The organism is Methanobrevibacter sp. (assembly GCF_045611865.1).
In the GTDB taxonomy this organism is placed as follows: domain Archaea; phylum Methanobacteriota; class Methanobacteria; order Methanobacteriales; family Methanobacteriaceae; genus Methanocatella.
Map to the genome: position 1 here is coordinate 20462 of NZ_JAZKXX010000065.1, position 17871 is coordinate 38332.

The 17871-nt window shown below is 33.3% G+C and carries 21 protein-coding genes and 2 tRNA genes; 13 read left to right on the forward strand and 10 right to left on the reverse strand.

Annotation, left to right across the window (positions count from 1 at the left end):
• Positions 1-19 precede the first annotated feature (19 nt).
• Positions 20-913, forward strand: a complete 894-nt coding sequence (locus ACKI32_RS07480) for a 50S ribosomal protein L11 methyltransferase (RefSeq protein ID WP_407415039.1) — start codon at positions 20-22, stop codon at positions 911-913.
• On the opposite strand, the gene ACKI32_RS07485 is transcribed toward ACKI32_RS07480, so the two are convergent.
• Together ACKI32_RS07485 and ACKI32_RS07490 are read right to left on the reverse strand one after the other, a co-directional pair.
• Positions 914-1048, reverse strand: a complete 135-nt coding sequence (locus ACKI32_RS07485) for a hypothetical protein (protein ID WP_407415041.1) — start codon at positions 1046-1048, stop codon at positions 914-916.
• Positions 1049-1057: 9 nt separating this feature from the next.
• Positions 1058-2311: a tripartite tricarboxylate transporter permease gene (locus ACKI32_RS07490; protein WP_407415043.1), complete on the reverse strand. Its 1254-nt coding sequence runs from the start codon at positions 2309-2311 to the stop codon at positions 1058-1060.
• 186 nt (positions 2312-2497) lie between these two features.
• On the opposite strand from ACKI32_RS07490, the gene ACKI32_RS07495 reads away from it, so the two are divergent.
• From ACKI32_RS07495 to ACKI32_RS07510, 4 genes are all read left to right on the forward strand, one after another.
• On the forward strand, positions 2498-2998 hold the full coding sequence (locus ACKI32_RS07495; protein WP_407415045.1) for a hypothetical protein: 501 nt from the start codon (positions 2498-2500) through the stop codon (positions 2996-2998).
• A gap of 545 nt (positions 2999-3543) precedes the next feature.
• On the forward strand, positions 3544-5562 hold the full coding sequence (feoB, locus tag ACKI32_RS07500) for a ferrous iron transport protein B (RefSeq protein ID WP_407415047.1): 2019 nt from the start codon (positions 3544-3546) through the stop codon (positions 5560-5562).
• A 179-nt stretch (positions 5563-5741) separates the two neighbouring features.
• Positions 5742-5972 (forward strand): ferrous iron transport protein A, encoded by a 231-nt coding sequence (locus ACKI32_RS07505; RefSeq protein ID WP_407415113.1) that lies wholly within the window; start codon positions 5742-5744, stop codon positions 5970-5972.
• A gap of 48 nt (positions 5973-6020) precedes the next feature.
• On the forward strand, positions 6021-6221 hold the full coding sequence (locus ACKI32_RS07510) for a hypothetical protein (RefSeq protein WP_407415049.1): 201 nt from the start codon (positions 6021-6023) through the stop codon (positions 6219-6221).
• Here the strand turns inward: ACKI32_RS07510 and ACKI32_RS07515 are convergent.
• From ACKI32_RS07515 to ACKI32_RS07545, 7 genes are all read right to left on the reverse strand, one after another.
• A complete protein-coding gene (locus ACKI32_RS07515; protein WP_407415051.1) occupies positions 6218-7057 on the reverse strand; it encodes an energy-coupling factor ABC transporter ATP-binding protein in 840 nt (279 codons plus the stop codon). The two genes, ACKI32_RS07510 and ACKI32_RS07515, sit on opposite strands and share 4 nt — an antisense overlap.
• 8 nt (positions 7058-7065) lie before the next feature.
• Positions 7066-7896 (reverse strand): cobalt ECF transporter T component CbiQ, encoded by an 831-nt coding sequence (cbiQ, locus tag ACKI32_RS07520; RefSeq protein WP_407415053.1) that lies wholly within the window; start codon positions 7894-7896, stop codon positions 7066-7068.
• Between the two features lie 60 nt (positions 7897-7956).
• A complete protein-coding gene (locus ACKI32_RS07525; protein ID WP_407415055.1) occupies positions 7957-8262 on the reverse strand; it encodes a PDGLE domain-containing protein in 306 nt (101 codons plus the stop codon).
• Between the two features lies 1 nt (position 8263).
• Entirely contained in the window at positions 8264-8896 is a 633-nt protein-coding gene (gene cbiM / locus ACKI32_RS07530; protein ID WP_407415057.1) for a cobalt transporter CbiM, read from the reverse strand.
• A 261-nt stretch (positions 8897-9157) separates the two neighbouring features.
• Positions 9158-10438, reverse strand: coding sequence for an oligosaccharide repeat unit polymerase family protein (locus ACKI32_RS07535; RefSeq protein WP_407415059.1), 1281 nt, complete (start codon positions 10436-10438; stop codon positions 9158-9160).
• Positions 10439-10450: 12 nt separating this feature from the next.
• Positions 10451-11224: an adhesin gene (locus tag ACKI32_RS07540; protein ID WP_407415061.1), complete on the reverse strand. Its 774-nt coding sequence runs from the start codon at positions 11222-11224 to the stop codon at positions 10451-10453.
• An 8-nt stretch (positions 11225-11232) separates the two neighbouring features.
• Positions 11233-11400, reverse strand: coding sequence for a 4Fe-4S binding protein (locus ACKI32_RS07545; RefSeq protein WP_407415063.1), 168 nt, complete (start codon positions 11398-11400; stop codon positions 11233-11235).
• A 177-nt stretch (positions 11401-11577) separates the two neighbouring features.
• On the opposite strand from ACKI32_RS07545, the gene ACKI32_RS07550 reads away from it, so the two are divergent.
• The 8 genes from ACKI32_RS07550 (at position 11578) to pstB (ending at position 17005) form a co-directional block, all read left to right on the forward strand.
• A tRNA-Leu gene (locus ACKI32_RS07550) sits at positions 11578-11660 on the forward strand.
• A gap of 28 nt (positions 11661-11688) precedes the next feature.
• Positions 11689-11761 (forward strand) — tRNA-Thr (locus ACKI32_RS07555).
• Between the two features lie 133 nt (positions 11762-11894).
• Positions 11895-12770 (forward strand): hypothetical protein, encoded by an 876-nt coding sequence (locus ACKI32_RS07560; RefSeq protein WP_407415065.1) that lies wholly within the window; start codon positions 11895-11897, stop codon positions 12768-12770.
• Between the two features lie 8 nt (positions 12771-12778).
• Complete coding sequence (locus ACKI32_RS07565) at positions 12779-13660, forward strand: PhoU domain-containing protein (protein WP_407415067.1); 882 nt, start codon at positions 12779-12781, stop codon at positions 13658-13660.
• A 102-nt stretch (positions 13661-13762) separates the two neighbouring features.
• A complete protein-coding gene (locus tag ACKI32_RS07570) occupies positions 13763-14551 on the forward strand; it encodes a phosphate ABC transporter substrate-binding protein (RefSeq protein ID WP_407415069.1) in 789 nt (262 codons plus the stop codon).
• A 5-nt stretch (positions 14552-14556) separates the two neighbouring features.
• Positions 14557-15417, forward strand: coding sequence for a phosphate ABC transporter permease subunit PstC (gene pstC / locus ACKI32_RS07575; RefSeq protein ID WP_407415071.1), 861 nt, complete (start codon positions 14557-14559; stop codon positions 15415-15417).
• Positions 15417-16259 carry a phosphate ABC transporter permease PstA gene (gene pstA, locus ACKI32_RS07580; protein ID WP_407415073.1) on the forward strand — a complete coding sequence of 281 codons (843 nt, stop codon included), beginning with the start codon at positions 15417-15419 and terminating at the stop codon, positions 16257-16259. The genes pstC and pstA overlap by 1 nt, the downstream gene beginning before the upstream one ends.
• Entirely contained in the window at positions 16256-17005 is a 750-nt protein-coding gene (pstB, locus tag ACKI32_RS07585; RefSeq protein ID WP_407415075.1) for a phosphate ABC transporter ATP-binding protein PstB, read from the forward strand. Before pstA ends, pstB begins: the two co-directional genes overlap by 4 nt.
• On the opposite strand, the gene ACKI32_RS07590 is transcribed toward pstB, so the two are convergent.
• A complete protein-coding gene (locus tag ACKI32_RS07590; protein WP_407415077.1) occupies positions 17002-17844 on the reverse strand; it encodes a fumarate hydratase in 843 nt (280 codons plus the stop codon). The two genes, pstB and ACKI32_RS07590, sit on opposite strands and share 4 nt — an antisense overlap.
• Between the last annotated feature and the right edge of the window lie 27 nt (positions 17845-17871).

Below are 17871 nucleotides of genomic sequence, written 5' to 3' on the forward strand. Positions count from 1 at the left end.
GTGTGAAGGGGATTTTATCATGGACATTGGTGGAAGAATAAATGCATTGCAAGAATGTGAAAACTGCATAGACATACAAATTAAAAAGTTTTCACCTCTAAAAGACCTAATTGATTTTGAAGAGCTTAATGGTGAATACATGAGGTGCAGTTGTGGTAAAAGGCCTCTTGATATTGTAATGAGTCATATCTTAAAAATCATGATTGAATCAGAAATTGTGCCTGAAAAGGCAACATTGAGGCGTAACTCTCCAGTTCCATTATCTAATTTTTATTTTTCCAGTCTAAACCCACAATTCATAGGCAAAAAGACCTTGATATTATTGCATCCAGATTTTACACCAGATGTTGCAGCTAAATTGATGGATGAAGTGCCTGAAGTTGCATGCGTGTTGAAGGGAAGTCCTCAAAACACCGTAGGGCAATTCAACAAGGATTCTGAGATTAACCACTTTGAAATCCTTGCAGGTGACGATACACAAATCAATGTCATGAGAACATTGCTTGGTGAAAAGATAGTTCTTGTTAAAAAGCAGGCACGCCACCATATAGAAGTTGCAATGACAACAGAAGATAAGCTGGTAAGGCTTCACAATTATATTAATAACAAAGGCATTGAAAAAGGGGTGGCTGTTGATGCAATGTGCGGTTTGGGAGCCCTTGGAATTTATCTGCAGAAATTGGGTTTTGAAAAGGTAATATTCAATGACATAAATCCAGAAATGGTTGAAGCCCTAAAGAATAACTTGGAACTAAATGGTATTGAAGGTGGATTTGAGATTTTCAATGAATCTTTTGAGGATTTAAGCATTGATCATGTGGATTTATGTGTTATAGATGCATTTCCTGGAGCAGATATTGGGGAAATAAGTGAAAAAGCAGAAAAAATAGCAGATAATGTGGTAATTATCTAGCTATAATTTGTTATTTAATTTTAAAATAATATCAAACATTTTTTGTTCATAAATATTTAATTTAATTATTTTAAATTCATTTTTGTCAATAATTTTAGATTCTTCATTGAACTGTTCTAATAATGTTTTTTCCATTTTAATCACCTAAATAAACATCTGCATGTAAATTATGATGGCTGGAATAATCAAAATCCCCATCAAGTGGGATTTCCCGAGTCCTATGTAGTGTGGAAGCATTCCCATTGCCGTTGAGGTAATCAAGGCCAATGTCATGTAAAAAACAGGGGCTTGATAATAAAAAATGAAGATATATAATATAACAATCTGAAGGATAATCACTCCAATCGACAATTTCCTATAATCAACGCCACCCATTAATTTGGAGAATGAATCGCCAAGTTTTAAAGACAATACTAAAGACACGGAAACCGCAAGAAGTGATGCGAAAATAAAGATTAGTAGATGGTTCGCTCCCATCTCAAAAAGCAGATATGACATGTAAACCGCAATGCCGCTTCGGGGATTTCCGATAATGTAGATTGCAATGAGTGAAAACAGGCAATCGGAAATGTTAAGCCCTGAAGTTGCAAGTAGGAAGTTTACTGTATCGTCATCGTTTATGTCACTTGCTCCGCTTACGGATTGTGCAATCACGGTTCCCTGGGCAGGTCCGAAACCTGGAAGAAAACCCAAAATGGCTCCTGTAATTCCTCCTGCAAATATGCTTTTAAACTTGTTAAAATCAATGTTTAAATCATAAAATGGGTTTTGATGGGGGATTGTTGATGAGTCATTCAGGCTGAATAGTATTGTGCTTATTCCGAAAAGACCTGAAAAAGTGCACATTAATGTTACACCTGATGAAATAGGGGTTTGAAATAAGATCCATCCTAGAATTCCAGATAAACAAAACAACAACAAGGACCATAGGAAATCCCTGAAATTTGCTGTTAGTTTATGTGTCAGGTAAATCGATGCTGATAAGAGTATTATCCATGTGTATGGTTTTGTCAAATCGTGAAGTATTGGAAGTGTTATGGTAAATATTGGAAGCATTAAAATCGTTATCAATATTGCTCCAAAACCGCCGACACTGACGATTCTTATGACTTCCTTTGATCTGCCTTGTAGGACCATTCTATGGCCTGGAAGAATTGATGTTGCAGTTCCTTCCTGTGGCACTCCAAGTAACATGGAGGGAATGAATTCAATCAGTGCATGGGCTATTGACATGGAAACGAGCATTACGCATAGAAATTCTGGGGATAGAAATCCTAAAAGGAGTCCTGAGGAAGCGAATATTATTGCCCCTGCCGTATTGACGTGTATTCCAGGTATCATCCCTGTTGTTGTACCTATTAATATGCCTATAAAACAAGCAATCACTAACTCTATCATAGCTATTAGTTATTTAAACTATAATTTATAGTTTGTTGAAGCCATTATGCAATATTGTACTGATTTTATAAAATTTAAGTGATTTAAAAAAATTGATTTCATCAAGAAGTTATTAAAAAGATATCTGGAGGTTGATTCTTAATAATAGGGTACATTATATATATTAATTATAATATATTATCCACCATGAACACTACTAAAAAAATCATTATCATTATAGCAATCGTTGGAATTTTCCTTGTTGCGGCAAGTCCTGTTGTTGCAAAGGAAAAAGTAAAAGTTAAAATAACTACCGAAGACCATCCATTTAAAAACAAAGGTTATATTGTAATCAAACTTGTTGACAGTAAGGGAAGAGCCATAAGAAGTAAAGGCACTATTCATTATAGAATCACTGATGAATATGGCAATTACAAGTGGGCATATAAGCCATATAATGGTGAACTCCTATTGAAATATAACGTTGGAAAGTACAAGGTTAAAGTCAAGTTTGACGGAGATTCACACTATAAAAAGGCCAAAAAAACCAAGTGGATTGCAGTTAAAAGCAGTAATTTCAATGCATATACTTATTATGATGATCATAACTGGGGTTTAAACCAGGAAATAGATGATTACATCGAGTATAACTATTGGGACGAAGAAATCTACGACGACGCCGCCACTTACGACGGCGAAGGGTATTGAATTAAATTTTTTAAAAAAAGAGAGTAGATTGGTGTTTTTTTGAGGAGAGTTAAAACACCAATTCGTGTTTTTTTCGGAAAATTATTTGGCAGAATTTTTTTCCGTTTTGCATCTAATTAGAAAATTGTGAAAAGCTAATTCAATGCAGATATGTATTTTGGAGATTGTATTATTATTGACTAATAATATGTTTTGTTTAAGTGAAAAATTTAGGTTAACCTAAATTATATGTCACTTGTATTAAAGTTGGTCATCATAGTATATAAAGGTTTCGAATTTTTTAGGCATGCCTAAATTTTTACTATGAAAACCATCAAAAAAATAATGGCCGTTATATAACAATAGTTATTTTTTATATATAAAGCTTTAGGTTTTGGCATGCCTAAATATTTAAATATGATAAAATCCAATAATGTAATAGGTTTAGGTTAACCTAATTATTTTAGAAGACCTCAAACTAAAAATATTTTTTTTTAGCAATAGATGATATTTTACAAAATAAAATATGGTCTATTATATTTATTAAAACGGGAGAAAAAAAATCAATGACAAAATTAATTGTAGGATTAGCAGGAAACCCCAATGTGGGGAAAACCACTGTTTTCAATCAATTAACCGGTATGCGTCAACATGTAGGTAACTGGCCTGGAAAAACTGTCGAAAGGGCAGAGGGTCACTTTTCACATGGACCTTATGACTATGATGTCATCGACCTGCCGGGTAACTATGCATTAAGTGCTCATTCTATGGAGGAAATCGTTTCAAGAGATTTCATTGTAGATGATGACTCTGATGTAATCATTAATGTGGTTGATGCCGCTAATCTAGAACGTAACTTATACTTAACCGTTCAAATGATGGAGCTAGGCGCTAATTTGGTTCTTGCTCTTAACATGAACGATTTTGCAAAGAAAAAAGAACATATTATTAATATTGAATTGATGAGTGAACTTTTAGGTTTTCCAGTAGTTGAAATAAATGCTAAGACAAAAGATGGTTTTGAAGAATTGTTAACAACTGTTGAAAAACAATCTCAAAAACCTATTGATACAAGTGCCAAATTATCTTATGGTAATGAGTTAAGGGAACACTTGGCTGAATTGCAGGAATTAATTGAACAAGACAATAACTTATTGGATGTGCCTTCAGTTTGGACTGCAATCAAATTACTAGAAAAAGATTCAATTGTCATTCAAAAAGTCCAACAATCTTCAATAAGCTCTAAAATCATGGTTGAAGTGGATAAGGTATCAAAACACCTTTATGATATTTTTGATGAAGGTGCTGAAGAGGTTGTTGCAAATGCAAGATATGCATTTATCGATGGTTTAATGGCAGAGGCCGTTTCAAGGCCGGCTGTTGAAAAACCAACAATGACTGATAAAATCGATAAAATTGTTACTAATAGGATTTTAGCCCCATTCATATTCCTAGGAATAATGTGGGCAATGTTTCAATTAACTTTCACAATCGGAGCCCCATTCCAAGATGCAATTGATGAAGGATTTGGAATGTTGGGTGATTGGGTTTCTTCTGCAATTGCCGATCCAAATTTAGCTTCACTTATCGGTAGCGGTATAATTGGAGGAGTAGGTGGTGTTCTTACATTCCTGCCAATTATTATTCTGATGTTTTTATTCTTAAGTATCCTGGAAGATTGTGGTTATCTTGCAAGGGCAGCATTTACCTTGGATATTGTTATGCATAAATTAGTTGGTCTTCACGGTAAGGCATTCATTCCAATGATTTTAGGATTTGGATGTGGTGTACCTGCTATTATGGCAACAAGAACTATGGAAAACGAATCTGATCGTTTACTTGCGATGATGCTTGTTCCATTCATGTCATGTACAGCAAGATTGCCTATTTATGGAATTTTTGCAGCGGCATTTTTCATTGAAAATAAAGCAACCATGACTGTGTTAATGTATGTATTAGGTATTATTGTTGCATTGATTGTTGCAGCAATCCTTAAAAGAACCATGTTTAAGGGAATGTCAGCCCCATTTGTAATGGAACTTCCAACCTATAAAGTGCCATCCCTTAAAGGTGTATTGTTACATACATGGGAAAAGGTAAAAGGATTCTTGAAAAAGGCAGGAACTATTATTCTTGCATTATCCGTAATTTTATGGATTTTACAAAATATTTTCCCATATGGTGGATCAGACCCTCAAATGAGTCTTTTAGGTATTATCGGTACCACTTTAGCACCTATATTCGCACCTCTTGGTTTCGGAACCTGGCAGGCTGCTGTGGCTGTTGTTGCAGGTTTAGGTGCTAAGGAAGTTGTAGTATCTACATTCGGTACACTTGCAGGAATGGAAGAGGATGATGAAGAAGGAATTACTCAATTAATCCATGACACTTTCACACCTCTATCTGCATTCTCATTCATGGCATTTACATTGCTATACACACCGTGTTTTGCTGCAATCGGAGCAATAAAACAAGAAACCAATAGTTGGAAATGGCCGGCATTCATGTGTGCCATTACATTAATTACTGCATACGTTGTTTCATTCTTGATTTACAATGTAGGTATATTGGCAGGATTTGGATAGGTGATAAAATGCGTAGTAAAAGTGGAATTAGGGGAGTTAAAATCCCAAAAAACGATGATGATTAGTTATATCTAATTATCATTTTTTTAATTTTTAGTCATAACTAAATATTTATATATTCGTTATTACAAAATATTAATTAAAGATTTTTTAGTATACCTAAAAATTTAATCGGTGATATTATGAAAACCTTAAAAGATGCAAAACCTGGTGAAACTGTAACATTAGTTAAATACCACGATACCGGGGATGTTGAATTAAGAAGACATTTATTAGGTATGGGATTTGTTAAAGGAGCTGAAATTAAAGTTAAAAAGGTAGCTACTTTAGGCGATCCTATTGAAATGAGCATCAAAGGATATGATGTTTGTCTTCGCAAAGAAGAAGCAAAAAATATTGAAGTAATGTAACTTCAATATTAATTTTTTTTTAAAAAACTATTTTTGTGCGGTGTTATTATGAAATGTCGTATGTGCGGTTTCGAGTTTGATGAAACAAAATTGGAAAACCGTGGATGTTCTAGTTGTGGTAAGCATGGTTGCAATAGCATACATTGCCCTAACTGTGGCTTTGCTAACTCTCCAGAACTCGATGAAGAGTTTGAATTTATTGTTAAACTCAAAAATAAAATTAAAAATAGAAAAAAAGCTTCAAGTTAATTTCTTGTAGCTTTCAATATTTCTTCAACAGTTTCATCAACACTTAATTTTTCAGTATTAACGTCTAGTCCTTTTTCTTTTAATTTATAAAGTATTTCAGTTGAAACTGGTGCTTTTAAATGTGCTTTTTTTAGTAATTCCTTGTCGGAAAATATTTGATGTTTGTCTCCGGAAGCTATTATTTCTCCATTATACAAAACAAATATCTTGTCTGCAAATTCATTTACCATTTCAATGTCGTGTGATGAAATAACAATGCTCATTCCCTCTTTGTTGAGTTTATTTAGAATATCTAATACCTTATCAACACCTTCAGGGTCAAGACCTGCTGTTGGTTCATCAAGAATCATTATTTCTGGCCTCATTGCAACAATACCTGCAATGGCTACTCTTTTTTGCTGACCTCCACTTAAATGGTGAGGTGTCTTATCTTCAAAACCACTCATTCCAACCATTTCAAGTGCTTCAGCTATTCTTTTTTCCACTTCATCATATTCAAGACCTAAATTCATAGGTCCAAAGGCAACATCCTCTTTAACTGTTGGTGCAAATAACTGGTCATTTGGATCTTGGAATACTATTCCTACTTTTTGCCTTATCTTGAGCAGTTCTTCTCTTTCGAAAATGATTTTTTCACCATCTACTTCCACATGTCCTGAAGTAGGTTCTGTTAAACCGTTGAAATGTGAAAATAATGTTGATTTACCTGCTCCATTAGGTCCCATGATAGCTATCTTTTCTCCTCTTTTAATTTGGAGATTTACATTTTTTAAAGCCTGAGTTCCATCATGATATGTGAAAGATAAGTTTTTTGTCTCTAAATGAATATCTGTCATGTTTACACCTAATTAATTGCAAAATTTTGGCCAAAGTAGCCTAATTGTCCTGAATATTTGAATATTATAATTTCAAGTATTATTACGATGATTATGATTGAAATTAAGAATAAATAATCGCTAGTTTCGGGGGATTTTTTTTCATTAAACATTTCTGAGGCATCTGAAAATCCACGGCTAACCATGCTTTTGTGAACTCTTTCACCTTGTTCGTAAGCCTTTAAAAACATCATGCCTATGGTATAACCTACTTGTTTTACTACCCATTTGTATGGTACATTTTTAGAATGAATGTTAAAGTTTCTTGATTTTTGACTTTTCCTGATTGCTGCAAGTTCATCAACAAATAAAAATAAGAACCGAACCATAATTGATAAAATCATCGCTAAATCCCTTGGCATTTTCAATTTTCTAAAGGAACTTGCCATCTCTTGAAGTGGGGTTGTTGATGAATAGATAATGATTGCTGTTAGGGATACTATTAAACGAGTGAATAATAATATTGCCCAGTTAAGTCCAAAATCAGTTATATGCAACCAGGAATAACTCCAGATTATATTTCCGGGTTGTATGAATGGTTGAAATACAATAATTGCTCCTCCAAATGGAAGTAACATTAATAAACGTTTGAATGAATCAACATATGATAATTTAGCTAATTTTAATATGACCAACAGCACTATTTCCAATATGATTGGTATAAAAAGTTCTTTTGAGACAACACAAACTAATATAATAAAAATAGTTGTTATTAATTTTATTCTACCTTCTAGATTATGTATGGGGCTATCCCCTGATGCCAAATCATCAAATCTTACTATTTGTGTTATGTCAGCCATTTTAATTCATTTATCTTATAAAATAAGTATATTTGAAAAAGGGGTAGAAATTAAAAAAATTTAATTTCTACGTTTTACGATTGTTGCAACTGCGTATCCTAATCCTAAGGTTGCAAATGCACCTATTACCAGCGCTACGATTTGTAATGCTTGGTTGTCTGGATCATCAGCAAATGCATAATCTGGGAAGATTGCGTCAGGAATTCCGCTGATTTCTTCAATTGAGAAATCTTCTGCAAGTCCGGAATCTTCTGCAGATTTTTCAAGACCGTCTGGGTCACCGGATGCAATATATGGTGAAAGACAACTGATTATGATACAAATGACAATTGCTACGACTATTAAATAAGTATCTTTTTTATCCATATTATGCATCTCCACTATTCCATGCGAGTAAATCAGGTCTAAATTTGTCTAAAGCTACAAGAACAATCACGGTTAATACTGCTTCGATAATTCCTATGAAGAAGTGGTATAATACCATTGATGGGATACCAATGTTCATTGGGAATGTTCCAGCAATACCCATTTCGATAGCACATGCAAGTGCTGCAATAACTGTAGCTAACCATGCAGCAATTCCTGCTGCACCATATTTTCCAATTACTCCGCTTAATCCTTTAAAGGTGTATAAACCTACGCAACCTCCAATAATAGCCATGTTTAACACATTTGCTCCAAGAGCGGTGATTCCTCCATCTCCGAAGATTAATGCTTGGATAAGTAATACAACAGTAAATACTAATACAGCAGCTTCAGGTGCAAGGAATACAATAGCAACAAGTGCTCCTCCAACCATGTGTCCACTTGTACCAAATGGAATTGGCATGTTCATGGACATGATCGCAAAGATACCTGCAGCGAGAACAGCTAAAAGAGGGATACGTTTTTCATCTAAATTGGATCTTGCCCATTTTACAGAGAAGTATAATGCAACAATTAATATTACATAATAGATTAAACACTGTGAAATAGGGATAAATCCATCAGGTATGTGCAAGTTAATTCCTCCATTTCTCTTATAGTAATACTTTTTTAATTTTTACTTATAAAAAAGTATTACTAATTTTGTATTATTTTAATTTTTTTTTTGAAATATCAAGTTCATTTAGAGTTTTATTAATTATATTTGTTAATAAATCCGTTTCATGGCTTGACATTTACTATATTTCTTTAATTTATGTATATAAATGTTATTAAAGTAATACAAATTAGTATTATTCGGGGGGTTTAGTAATACTTTTTTTTAATGAAAATCATTCTAAGTTCTAGCTTTTCCAATACATATTAGATAAATTAAAATAGATATTGCAAAGTATAATAAAACTTGAATGTCTAAAATTCCAGTTTCTATCCCTAAAATGGAGTAAGTCAAAATCAGGGAGTAAATTCCAATATAAAAGAAGTTTTTTGTTTTTTGCATTATTTTAAATCCAATTCCCAAAATAAATCCTAAAATGCACATTTCTAAAAACACGCCGACTTTTCCAAAATCAACTACCATCTGTCCGATTAAAGTTGGTGTTACTGTAACTTCTGTTCTCCATGCAATGAGCTTTCCAACCATCATTCTTGGTCCTAAATCACTTCCTGGGATTGCACTAGCCAATAAATGTCCATGGGTGATGCCAAAATTTCCACCAATGAAATCTAAGAGATTTAATACGTGCAATGTAAAATCAGCTCTTGATTGCAGGGTATAAAACGGATTTGTTGAGGTGGTTATTGTCATTTCGCCAAGTGAGCGGAAATAGCCTATGCCGATGATTGCACCTACACCAATTGCTGCTCCAACTACAACTTCCCAAATGGAAACGATATTTCCATAAAAACCCATGATGATTATGATGAGAAATGCTGCAAGCAGTGGTGTCCTGTAGCCTAGAAGCAATAAAAATGCACAGTCCATTGCCAACAAAAATATGAATCTGAATCTTGCCTGTGATCGAGTGATTTTTTCGTCTTGAAAATCTTTTAGATAGGCACTAGCAATAAGGCAGGTTCCAGGTATAATTAAAAATACAGGCATGGTAAATGCTGGTTTTAACAGATATCTTATTGAAGGCTTTAAAAGTGGAATTCCTCCAACAGAAGCAATGCATATAAAGAAAAAAACAATGCTTAATATAGTCAAACAAAATCCGATTGAATAAATGTCTTTTCTTTTAAATTCAAGGAGATTCCCATCTGTGTCATTTAAAAAATATCTCGGAAGAATCACGGCCCCGATAAAAAATCCGATAAATGCAATTGCCAAAGTCACAACCAGGCTATTTGAAGGCCTGTTCATTGATAGGAGTAAGAATAACGCAAACAAAAACAGAACAATCAACGGATTGAAAAGGTGATTTTTCAATATCTGGTTGTTCCCGATAAAGCCTAAAAAGTCTTCTTTAGGATATAATTTCTTAAAGAAGCTATTTACCCATTGATTTTCAATAAATTCCAAAATTGAAAATATCAAAGTAAATAAGAAGGATTTGTGAAATTCATCACTAATCTTATTTATCATGGAAGTTAAAGTTGAATAAATCACACTCATAAGCTACACGACTTAAAAGTTTCTAATGTTTATGACATCGTAATTGTCTTGGATAGCTTTGATTTGGCTATCGGTTGAATCATAAATCCTAATTGTAATTTCATCAGTTATTCCATTTATGTTTCCTATGATGGAACTGACGTCATTGATATTTTGCTTGGTTGCCTGTGAAATTATTAATTGTCCGTTATTTCTGTTTTCACTTTTAACTGAAACCCTTTTACCGTGATTCATTAAAGCATTTGTGATTTCTTGAAGTTGGTTTGAAGAAATTTCATCAAAAGATACTCTGGTTGTAATTTCAAAATTAGTATTGTTGTCAATTCCAGATATCAATTCATTAAGTGTGTTAATCTTTTTTGGTTTTGCAGTAATTTCAACTAAATTAGCATACTTCTCACCATTGCTTTCAAGTGAAATGTGGTCAATGTAAATGTCAGAATTAGGATTATATCTGTACAATCCAGTTAAATAGGTTCCATTATTGGTGGCAATTAATAGTTTAACATCAAATCCGCCGCTATTGTCTTGCCAAATAACGTCTCCGGTTATTGTGACTTTCTCACCATTGCTTGAGTTATATCCCTCAACGGTTGATTTGACGATATATCCATCTTTATAATATTTGAGATAGGTGTCAGGTATTTTGTTAACTGTAGATTCATCAAAAGCAGTTTTCTGTAAATCGGATGAATCATCAGTTGTAATATGTATAAATGCAAATGCTATGGCACATATTACTAAAATTATAATTATATAATCAATTAATGTAAATTTCAATTTCATAGTCAAACCTAATCTTCATAAATTGCGCCAACTGGACAGACGTCAACACATTCGCCACAGGAATCGCACTTTGTATTGTCTATAATTACTGTGTAAGCTTTTCTTGTAATTGCTTCTTCCATACATACATCAATACAGTCTTCACAAACTCCACATTCTTCCATATCAATTTGCAATTGTTACACCGTTTTTAATTTAATTAAAAAAATTGTTATTATATTTATCTTTGGTTATATTAATATTTATATAGTTGTATTTGAAAATATAATGTTATAGTTTTTAGTATTTTGGCAGAAATATATCCAATAATGCCAACATTTAAATACTATGTAATTAAATATTATTTATTATATGCATGGGTGCCCGAGCGGCCAAAGGGGAAGGACTTAAGATCCTTTGGCATAGGCCTTCGAGGGTTCGAATCCCTTCCCATGCACTATATTATTATTTTTCTGTCCGATTTTGCCTTAGTGGCTCAGGTGGTAGAGCGCTACCTTGGTAAGGTAGAAGTCGGGGGTTCGAATCCCCCCTAAGGCTCTCAATTATTTTTTCTAATTTTAACAATTTTTTAAAATAATATTTTTTGGACCTTAAAGTTTAAATTATTTGAAAATCAATAATATTCATAGAATTATTTCGTGTTTATATCAAATTTTTAAAAGGTGAAAATGTGAATTATAAGAAGCTAATACTTGTTGGTTGTATTTCTGCATTCGTTGCTGTTTTAACATCAGTTTTAGGCGTTGCAGGTACAATTATTGGTTCAGTTACTTCTTCAGTGTTATATAATATGCTTTCTGAAGCATTAGAAAAACCTGTTGAAAAAGCGACCTTCAGCACTAATTTCGAGTGGGAAATCGCATATATATTCCCTCTTGCAGTAATAGCTTTAATTCAATTGTTATTTATTTTCGCTTTATTGTCTGGATTTGATTTGGTGCCTGACAAATTCCTAACAGTGTATCTTTCACTTCAAGACTTTGCAAGTAACAACCTATACAAGCTTTTAGGAGTTGCAATGTTGGTTATAAGTGCATATCCATTTGTTGTAAAGCCAGACTTCATTAAAAAATCTTATGGTGCTATTATTGCATTTGTTGGGATAATATTTCTAGCACGTGGTTTTGTAGATTTCGGAACTCAAGTTACAGATTTATATAGTCCTATATTTGTCTATTTTGACTTGCCAATAGCTATTGTTGCACTTGCTCTAATCTTATTTGTGATTGTGGGAATTTTAAAGTCTGCCAGAGAATCAGAAAAAGAATTTAGAGTAATTAAAAGTACAATGGTTAATGAAAACTTATCTAAAGAAAACATCCATAAAAGTTATCACTCCAAAAAGCACAATGATTTTGATTATGCAGAAAAAAGACAAAACATTCGTGTCAATAATCATAAAAGAGTTAAAAAGCCTCAAAACGATTCCAAAGTTAAATTTAAAAATCATGTGAGCAGTGAGGAAAAACCTCAATTGGGAATTAACAAGTCCAGTGAAAATATTCACTTCGAATCCAATGATATCTTAGATGATTATAAAAAATAGTTGGTAGTATGAGTAAAAAGGATAAAACATTAAAAGAGATTTTGGATTTTATTTTATATGAAAATCCATCTACTCAGGATGAAATCGCAGAAAAGTTAGGAATTACTCGCAGATACGTAACTCAACTATTACAACCTCTAGTTAAAGACGGTACTGTTAAAAGAGCATACATGATTGACTTAAAAACATATGAGGAAATTGTTTCTTCATCTGATTATTCAAGTGCTAGAAACACTACCGGAAACGCTTTTGTAAATGATATGTTGGACAATATGGCCAAACATGTTCACTCTCAACTTGAAACATCATTCAATGCTGTATTGGAGTATGATGAAGATATGGCTAAAAAGGCTTTGGAGATGGATTATACCACTAACAACATGGTTGAAAAAATCAGAACTTCCGTCGAAACCATAGTTAACATCAATCAACATTCTGAATTTTCAAAATCCTTGCTTTATAATGAAATCGCTTATGATTTGGAACGTATAGGAGATTATTGCGGACACATTGCAAAATTTGTAATTAATGATGTCTATGAAATTGAGCCAGACATCTTGAAGAAATTAAAGAAGATGTATAAAACCGCTCAAAAAATGATACGTTTGGCAATAAAAGCATTTATTGAAGGAGAAACAGATTTGAAGGATGATTTGATGGAACTGGAAGAGTCAATTCATATTCTTCAGGGAAAGGCCATAAATTTGATTGCTACACAGATGGCTGAAAATTCATTCGATGAAAAGGAACGTTCAAATTATTTCATCTACCTGTTTAGGGTTATTAAGGCATTTGAAAGAATGGGGGATATTTCAGTTGAAATGATGGATGTGGCCATCGAGTTTCATGAAAACATTCCAAGACCTACCACTCCTAGGTCTTTCAGATAACTTTATTTTTTTTTAATTATTAATTCACTTTTTATGAAATATAATTCCTAAAAAGCAAACTTTATATACTACTTCTTTACAATTAACCTCTACGGTGATACTATGAGAAAAAGGTATTTATTTTCCTTAGTAGTAATGGTTATTGCATTAATTTTACTAATTCCCTCCGGAGAAGCCAATTTTCAATTGGACGTGGTTGGATCAACGTCCGTCCAGCCGGTATGTGAAGAATTAGTGGAAGAATATAAAAAAACCCACAATAATGTTGATATTAATGTTCAGGGTGGGGGTTCTAGTTTAGGAATTAAGTGCAGTGAAAACTCCCTTGCAGACATAGGAATGTCTTCAAAAGAAGTAAATTGCAACGATTTAAACGTATATGAAATAGGAATTGAAGGAATAGTTGTCGTTGTCAATCCGAACAATGAGATAACTGATTTGTCCTGTGATGAGATAAAAGATATTTTTTCAGGTGAAATTAAAAATTGGGATGAGATTTCAAACCAGTCTGGTAAGATAAATGTGATTGTAAGAGAGGAAGGTTCCGGAACACTTGATGCATTTAAAGATATAATAATGAACAATTCAAAGATTAAAAAAGATGCAATAATTCAAAACTCTGCCGGGGCCGTTAAACAAAGCGTTATTCAAGATAAAAATGCAATAAGTTTTGTGTCTTTTAGCCATTTGGATAAAAACATTAAACCGATAAGTATTGATGGAGTTAACTTATCTGAAGAATCACTTCAAGAGGGATCATATGGACTTCAAAGACCGTTTTTGCTTTTAACTAATAAAACACCGAGCACACAGACAATGGAATTTATAAATTGGACATTAAGCGATGAATCTGTAGAAATATTTGAAAAAGAAAAGATTTACAAAATTTGATTGAAATGTCTAAAAAAGAATATTTGATTGAAAAGGGATTATTTTCAATAACTCTTTTGATGGTTTTGATAATCTGTTTGGTGGTAACATTTGTCGTCATTGAAGCTATTCCGGCATTTGATTATTATGGAGTTTTTAATTTCATATTCAACACAAATTGGGCTCCGGATAATAATCAATTTGGGATATTTCCGATGATTGTTGGATCTATTGTCATTACAGCTATTGCGCTGATAATTGCAGTTCCACTATCATTATTTTGTGCAATATTTCTAGAAGAGATAGCTTCAGTTAGATTAAAAAATTATTTTATGCCGATTATCCAAACATTAGCAGGAATTCCATCAGTAATCTATGGATTTTTTGGTTTGACATTAATAGCTCCAATTATCCGAAACGTCTTTGGAGGAAGCGGATTTTCAATTCTAACAGCATCGATAGTGTTGGCTTTGATGATAACTCCAACAATAATCTCACTATCTCAGGACGCAATAAAGTCCGTTCCAAACTATTATAGGGAGGCTTCTTTAGGACTGGGCTCAACACAATGGCAATGTATCAAAAGCATTATTTTTCCTGTTGCGCTACCTGGAATAATAACTGCAATCATATTGGGCATTGCAAGAGCAATCGGAGAGACATTGGCCATTTTGATGCTGGCAGGAAATGTTTCGTCGATGCCTTCATCAATAATTAGTCCGATTAGAACATTGACATCAAATATAGCCTTGGAAATGGGATATGCAACGGAAATACATTATAATGCGTTGTTTGCAACAGCAATAATTTTATTTATTGTAATTATGTGTCTGATGATTGTTTCAACCTATGTTCAAAATAAATGTGCCTTAAAGGAGGTAATTTGATGCGTGCAAAGCTTATTCAAAAACTAACAAAATCCATGTTTGTATCATCAGCAATTATAACTTTATCTGTTTTAACTCTTATTGTAGGATTTATATTAATTAATGGCATCTCTATTGTTGATTTGGAATTCGTATTTGGATTGCCACAAGATTCCGGAAGTGATGGGGGAATATTTCCAATGATTTTATCAACCATTTATCTGATTGTCATAACTTCGATAATATCAATTCCTGTTGGCCTTGGGTGTGCGATTTATGTCTCACAATATGCATCTAATGGGAATCTAATTAATTCGATTAGGTTCATATCACAGATTTTATCTTCAGTTCCATCAATAGTCTTTGGTCTTTTTGGCCTTGCATTTTTGGTGTTTTTCCTAAAAATGGGATGGTCAATACTATCTGCAGGAATAGTATTGTCATTAATGGCAATTCCAACAATATTTCAAGTTTCAGAGGTTACATTCCAATCAATTCCAAAGATGTATGAAGAGGCATGTTATGGGATAGGGGCTAGTAAATGGCAATGCATTACAACAGTATTGTTGCCTATTGCTCTTCCAGGAATATTAACTGGCATTATTTTGGCCATTACAAGAACAATTTCAGAAGCGGCTGCAGTAATGTATGTTGTAGGTTCATCACTTGACATTCCGATATCCATATTGGATACTGGAAGGCCATTACCTTTGCATTTGTATGTTTTGGCAAGTGAAGGCATATCCATGCCAAATGCATATGGAACAGCAACAGTTTTGCTTGTCATTGTTCTGGCTATTACATTAATATCAAACTTCACCGTTAACTACTATCAAAAAAAGACCGTGGGGTGCTTAAATTGAAGATATCTGTTAAAGACTTTAATGTTAATTTTTTAAATAATCAAATTCTGAGAAATATAAACATAGAAATTCCAAAAAATACAGTAACTGCATTGATAGGTCCTTCAGGATGCGGTAAGTCCACTTTTTTAAAATCAATCAATCGGATGAATGATTTTTCTAAAGAATTTCACAAAGAAGGAACCATTTATATCGATGGTGAGGACATCTATGCAGATGATGTTGATGTTGTTGATTTAAGAAAGAATGTAGGGATGGTTTTTCAAAAGGCAAATCCCTTTCCAAAGTCCATTTTCGAAAATGTTGCCTATGGGCTCAAAATCCATGGGCTAAAAGATAAAGTGAAGATTTTTGACACAGTTAAAAAAAGTTTAAAACAAGCGGCATTATGGGATGAAGTTAAGGATATTTTAAATTCCAGTGCATTAAGTTTATCCGGTGGTCAACAGCAGAGATTGTGCATTGCCCGTACAATTGCAGTCAATCCGGATATTATTTTAATGGATGAGCCATGCTCTGCACTTGACCCGATATCTACCCTAAAAATCGAAGAGTTAATTGACAACCTTAAAAAGGATTATACGATTGTTTTAGTTACTCATAATATGCAACAGGCCAAAAGAGCATCTGATTTCACATCATTTTTCTTAGATGGTGAGGTAATAGAAAGCGGAAAGACACAGAATCTATTTTCAAATCCAAAAATGGAAAAAACAAGGGATTATATTTTGGGAAGATTTGGCTAATCGTCATAAATCCTTGTTGTGGCATGCCTGTCTGCCCAGCATTGTATGCAAACTCCGATTGGAAGGCCTGCAGTATGTGTGTGGGCTTTTAGGATTTTCACATCCAATGTTGTTGTTTTTCCACCGAGACCCATTGGACCGATTCCTGAGTTGTTGATTTCGGTCAATATTTCTTCTTCTAATTTAGCTATTTGTGGGTCAGGGTTCCTTTCACCTATTTTTCCAAGCAATGCTTTTTTACCCAGTTTTAAACACAAATCGGAGGTTCCACCAATACCAACTCCAACAACTGTTGGGGGGCATGGTTTTCCTTTTGCTTTAAGAACAGATTCAACAACAAACTCTTTAATTCCTTCAATTCCCTCAGCTGGAAGTGCCATTTTCATTGCATTGTTGTTTTCTGAACCAAATCCTTTTGGTAAAATAGTAATTTCCAAGTAATCTTCATCAATTAGTTCAATGTCGATTGGAGGGATGTAGTCTCCAACGTTAATGTTGGTATTTTCACGTGTTAGAGGATCTACAATGTTTGGCCTTATTGGAATGTCTGTTGTAGCCTTTTTAATTCCCTCTTCAATTCCTTCACGTAAATTTTCAACTTCGACATTACCTAATTTCACAAAAACAATGGGCAAACCTGTATCTTGACACATTGGAATACCTTTTTCTTCTGCAAGTTCAATATTTTTTAAAATAGCTTTGATATTTAATATTGCAAGTTCATGTTCTTCTCGTTTAAGAGCATCTTCCAATGATTTTTTTACATCGTCTCCTAAAACGATAACGGCTTGTTTGTAAAGTTCATAAACAGTATCTTTAATAACATCTTTAGTAATCAAAATATAACCCTTATAAAATTTAGTTAT

What these genes read in the sequence shown, in the direction of transcription:
- ACKI32_RS07480 (WP_407415039.1), top strand. Translation starts at nt 20, where the DNA reads ATGGACATTGGTGGAAGAATAAATGCATTGCAAGAATGTGAAAACTGC.
- ACKI32_RS07485 (WP_407415041.1), bottom strand. Translation starts at nt 1,048, where the DNA reads ATGGAAAAAACATTATTAGAACAGTTCAATGAAGAATCTAAAATTATT.
- ACKI32_RS07490 (WP_407415043.1), bottom strand. Translation starts at nt 2,311, where the DNA reads ATGATAGAGTTAGTGATTGCTTGTTTTATAGGCATATTAATAGGTACA.
- ACKI32_RS07495 (WP_407415045.1), top strand. Translation starts at nt 2,498, where the DNA reads ATGAACACTACTAAAAAAATCATTATCATTATAGCAATCGTTGGAATT.
- feoB (WP_407415047.1), top strand. Translation starts at nt 3,544, where the DNA reads ATGACAAAATTAATTGTAGGATTAGCAGGAAACCCCAATGTGGGGAAA.
- ACKI32_RS07510 (WP_407415049.1), top strand. Translation starts at nt 6,021, where the DNA reads ATGAAATGTCGTATGTGCGGTTTCGAGTTTGATGAAACAAAATTGGAA.
- ACKI32_RS07515 (WP_407415051.1), bottom strand. Translation starts at nt 7,057, where the DNA reads ATGACAGATATTCATTTAGAGACAAAAAACTTATCTTTCACATATCAT.
- cbiQ (WP_407415053.1), bottom strand. Translation starts at nt 7,896, where the DNA reads ATGGCTGACATAACACAAATAGTAAGATTTGATGATTTGGCATCAGGG.
- ACKI32_RS07525 (WP_407415055.1), bottom strand. Translation starts at nt 8,262, where the DNA reads ATGGATAAAAAAGATACTTATTTAATAGTCGTAGCAATTGTCATTTGT.
- ACKI32_RS07535 (WP_407415059.1), bottom strand. Translation starts at nt 10,438, where the DNA reads ATGAGTGTGATTTATTCAACTTTAACTTCCATGATAAATAAGATTAGT.
- ACKI32_RS07540 (WP_407415061.1), bottom strand. Translation starts at nt 11,224, where the DNA reads ATGAAATTGAAATTTACATTAATTGATTATATAATTATAATTTTAGTA.
- ACKI32_RS07565 (WP_407415067.1), top strand. Translation starts at nt 12,779, where the DNA reads ATGAGTAAAAAGGATAAAACATTAAAAGAGATTTTGGATTTTATTTTA.
- ACKI32_RS07570 (WP_407415069.1), top strand. Translation starts at nt 13,763, where the DNA reads ATGAGAAAAAGGTATTTATTTTCCTTAGTAGTAATGGTTATTGCATTA.
- pstC (WP_407415071.1), top strand. Translation starts at nt 14,557, where the DNA reads ATGTCTAAAAAAGAATATTTGATTGAAAAGGGATTATTTTCAATAACT.
- pstA (WP_407415073.1), top strand. Translation starts at nt 15,417, where the DNA reads ATGCGTGCAAAGCTTATTCAAAAACTAACAAAATCCATGTTTGTATCA.